Genomic DNA, 1216 nt, shown 5'->3' with positions numbered 1-1216 from the left:
AAGTAACTTTGAGAGAACTACTTGGTTTTCCGAGACGTCGGAAACCGCTACATCGGAAAATCAATTGGAGAAATCACCATGGCAGTGAATGTAAACACTAACGTATCAGCGATGACCGCTCAGCGTTACCTAAACAACGCAAACTCAGCACAACAAACCTCAATGGAGCGTTTGTCTTCGGGTTTCAAAATCAACAGCGCAAAAGATGACGCTGCGGGTCTACAAATCTCGAACCGTTTGAACGTACAAAGCCGTGGCCTGGATGTGGCTGTTCGCAACGCGAACGACGGTATCTCTATTGCACAAACTGCTGAAGGTGCAATGAACGAGACCACCAACATCCTACAACGTATGCGTGACCTGTCTCTACAATCAGCAAACGGCTCAAACTCGAAAGCAGAGCGCGTTGCGATTCAAGAAGAAGTGACAGCACTAAACGACGAACTAAACCGTATCGCAGAAACCACCTCTTTTGGTGGTAACAAGCTACTAAACGGCACACATGGTGCGAAATCGTTCCAAATCGGTGCTGATAACGGTGAAGCAGTAATGCTTGAGCTTAAAGACATGCGCTCAGACAACAAAATGATGGGCGGTGTGAGTTACCAAGCTGAAAGCGGTAAAGGCAAAGACTGGAACGTTGCACAAGGCAAAAACGACCTAAAAATCAGCCTAACAGACAGCTTTGGTCAAGAGCAAGAAATCAACATCAACGCGAAAGCGGGCGATGACATTGAAGAGCTAGCAACGTACATCAACGGTCAAACAGACCTAGTGAAAGCGTCAGTAGACCAAGATGGCAAACTGCAAATCTTTGCTGGTAACAACAAAGTAGAAGGCGAAGTGTCATTCTCTGGCGGCCTGTCTGGTGAACTAGGCCTAGGCGACAACAAGAAAAACGTTACGGTTGATACTATCGACGTAACTTCAGTTGGCGGCGCACAAGAATCAGTCGCGATCATTGATGCGGCACTGAAATACGTAGACAGCCACCGTGCAGAGCTGGGTGCATTCCAGAACCGTTTCAACCATGCAATCAGCAACTTGGACAACATTAACGAGAACGTGAACGCGTCGAAGAGCCGTATCAAAGATACCGACTTCGCGAAAGAAACGACGGCAATGACCAAGTCACAAATTCTATCGCAAGCGTCAAGCTCAATCCTTGCGCAAGCGAAACAAGCGCCAAACTCAGCGCTAAGTCTTCTAGGTTAAT

General features: G+C 47.4%; 1 protein-coding gene. It reads left to right on the top strand.

Annotated elements, in window-relative coordinates:
• Positions 1-78: 78 nt before the first annotated feature.
• On the top strand, positions 79-1215 hold the full coding sequence (locus UF05_RS08915; RefSeq protein ID WP_020840219.1) for a flagellin: 1137 nt from the start codon (positions 79-81) through the stop codon (positions 1213-1215).
• Position 1216: the final 1 nt, after the last annotated feature.

Origin of the sequence: Vibrio sp. S457-15, assembly GCF_000960545.1 — a bacterium.
In the GTDB taxonomy this organism is placed as follows: domain Bacteria; phylum Pseudomonadota; class Gammaproteobacteria; order Enterobacterales; family Vibrionaceae; genus Vibrio; species Vibrio parahaemolyticus.
Note: the sequence above shows the minus strand (reverse complement) of the source record. Positions and strands in the feature narration are given on the sequence as shown.

What these genes read in the sequence shown, in the direction of transcription:
- UF05_RS08915 (WP_020840219.1), top strand. Translation starts at nt 79, where the DNA reads ATGGCAGTGAATGTAAACACTAACGTATCAGCGATGACCGCTCAGCGT.